This window comes from uncultured Blautia sp. (genome assembly GCF_902497045.1).
In the GTDB taxonomy this organism is placed as follows: domain Bacteria; phylum Bacillota; class Clostridia; order Lachnospirales; family Lachnospiraceae; genus Blautia_A.
Window position 1 is genome coordinate 1 of the sequence record NZ_CABVDF010000303.1, and the last position, 2,576, is coordinate 2,576.

The following is a 2,576-nucleotide window of genomic DNA, read 5'->3' on the forward strand; positions in this document are numbered from 1 at the left end:
TAAAGTTAATTATATATGGTTTACAAAGCCAGGAAGCTTTGCAAAACTCCAGAGCCTTGTAGGCAAGGACGAAAAAGAGGTATGGACAGATGATGACAAGCTGACATTCAGCTCTGTATATTCCAGATTTGTTATGGAATATGAAGCAGCAGGAGGAAAAAAACTTACGATCACACCGGGCGATGCTTTTCTGGCTTTCCTGACTATTTATGGATATGAGGCTCTTTGTAAGAAGACTGCAAATGAATTAAAGGAACTGGTAAATAAAAGCTGGGAAGAATTTACTCTTCTTGAGCATGAAAATGAGATCGATCTGAAAATGGATCCCAACAGGGAAAAGAAACCTCTCATCAGCCGGCTTCTGACTGGTTCCAAAAAACTTAAGATTGCGTTTATTTATGCAAAAACTCCGGGCTCCTCTGCATGGACATATGCCCATGAACTGGGACGGCTGCATCTGGAACAGATGTTCCCGGAAGAAGTTACGACTGTGTGTTATGAGAATATAGTTCCAGAACTGGCAGAAAAAGCGATCACAGATGCTATCCAGAAGGGCTGCAATATGATTTTTACAACTACGCCTGCTTTTGTCCAGGCCAGTGTGCAGACCGCCATTGCAAATCCGGATATCCGTATCCTTAACTGTTCTCTGAATACATCGCATCGTTATATCCGTACCTACTATGCCCGGATGCATGAGGCGAAATTTCTTATGGGAGCCATAGCCGGAGCTATGGCTGAAAATGACAGAATGGCTTATATTGCGGACTATCCTATTTTTGGTACGATCGCAAATATTAATGCCTTTGCTCTTGGAGCAGCAATGATCAATCCACGAGCAAAAATATATCTGGAGTGGTCCAGCCTTAAGGATGATGATCTTGGCAAGGTTATGGACAGAATCCGGGAAAAAGATATTTCTGTCGTTTCCGGCCGTGATATGGTGATACCGGAAGATGCGTCCAGATATTTCGGACTTTACCGTATGGAAAATGGCACGCCACGTAATCTGGCTATGCCATTGTGGCACTGGGGCAAATTTTATGAGGAACTGATCCGGACAGTGATGAATGGAGCCTGGAAGTATGATGACAGCAGTGCGGAGAAAAAAGCGATCAACTATTGGTGGGGAATGTCCTCACAGGTAGTAGACGTGATCTGTTCCAAGAATATTCCAAATGGAACACAGCATCTTGTGGAGCTTTTGAAGGAAACAATCATGCGTGGAGAGTTTAACCCGTTTTCCGGTGTTCTTTATTCTCAGAATGGGATCATTCAGGAGAATCCACAGGGAAGCCTGTCTCCGGAAGAAATCATTACCATGAACTGGCTCTGTGACAATGTCATCGGTACGATTCCAAAAAGCGGACAGTTAAACGATCAGGCAAAATCAGTGACGCTTCAGCAGGGTGTGGAGAAGGGATTGTAAAATATGAAAATACTTGCCATTGCAGATGAAGAATCAAAATATTTATGGGATTTTTTTGAAAAGAGCAAGCTGGAAGGTATTGATCTTATCATATCCTGCGGGGATCTGGATCCCAGATATCTGTCATTTCTTGCTACGTTTACATCAGCACCTGTTCTCTATGTTCATGGGAATCACGATGATAAATATGAAAGAATCCCTCCCGATGGATGCATCTGTATTGACGATACAATCTATGTCCATGAGGGCATAAGAATTCTGGGATTAGGCGGTTCTATGCGGTACAAGCCCGGAAATCATCAGTATACAGAAAGAGAAATGCGTCACAGGATATTCAAGCTTATCCCAAAACTTATCTGGAGAAGAGGGTTTGATATCCTTGTGACACATGCTCCTGCTTATCAGCTGAATGACAGCCGGGATCTTCCGCATCAGGGATTTAAGGTTTTCCTGAAACTGATAGAGAAATATAATCCAAAGTATTTTCTCCACGGGCATGTCCACATGTCCTACGGAAGACAGCATAAAAGATATGATAAATATAAGGACACTCATGTGATCAATGCCTATGAACGCTTTGTGTTTGATTATGATGCAGAGCATCCGGGAGACTGGGTATAAAAATATATTGTCAAGAAAAAATTTTTGACACGAATATCTCAGAAATGCCGTGTTTATACGGTGTCTAGGAATTTAAAATAGGATTTTGTGACAATGTTGTGACAAAAATGAGAAATCCCCCTTTTCTGGCGGTGTGCCAGGAGGGGGATTTTATAATTTAAAATGCGTCTTTATTATCTTCAAGCCATTTATTGAATCCATCAATATCATTTGCAGACCGGTATTCATCTCTGGCTTTTTGAGCTGTTTTTAACCACGGTTCATAATGCTTTTTTTTATAGTCTTTGATATGAGTGTTATAGCGTATTCTTGCATGTTGTGTTTTCCGAGCCTTTGTAAATAAATTTTTAAAAGGATCATTTTTTTCTTTTATGGCGTACCCTATTTGCTTGCAGGTTTTTCCAGATTTAAAAATTCTATTGCAATATATTTCGTCTGAGCGTTTTTCTGGAATAAAAAATTTTTTACAGTTCTCACATTGTTTTATGATAATAGCATTATTCTGGATATTGATTACCTCGAGACT

Annotated in this window: 3 protein-coding genes; 2 read left to right on the top strand and 1 reads right to left on the bottom strand. The window is 40.6% G+C overall.

From position 1 onward, the window contains the following. Both RDS42_RS14035 and RDS42_RS14040 read left to right on the top strand, forming a co-directional pair. Window positions 1–1,429, top strand: a 1,429-nt coding sequence (locus tag RDS42_RS14035; protein ID WP_308784205.1) for a BMP family ABC transporter substrate-binding protein, incomplete at its 5' end; no start/stop codon positions are given. Window positions 1,430–1,432: 3 nt separating this feature from the next. Then, window positions 1,433–2,050: a metallophosphoesterase gene (locus RDS42_RS14040; RefSeq protein WP_308784206.1), complete on the top strand. Its 618-nt coding sequence runs from the start codon at window positions 1,433–1,435 to the stop codon at window positions 2,048–2,050. Between the two features lie 157 nt (window positions 2,051–2,207). On the opposite strand, the gene RDS42_RS14045 is transcribed toward RDS42_RS14040, so the two are convergent. Then, the coding region (locus RDS42_RS14045; RefSeq protein ID WP_308784207.1) for a DUF6076 domain-containing protein at window positions 2,208–2,576 on the bottom strand (369 nt) is incomplete at its 5' end.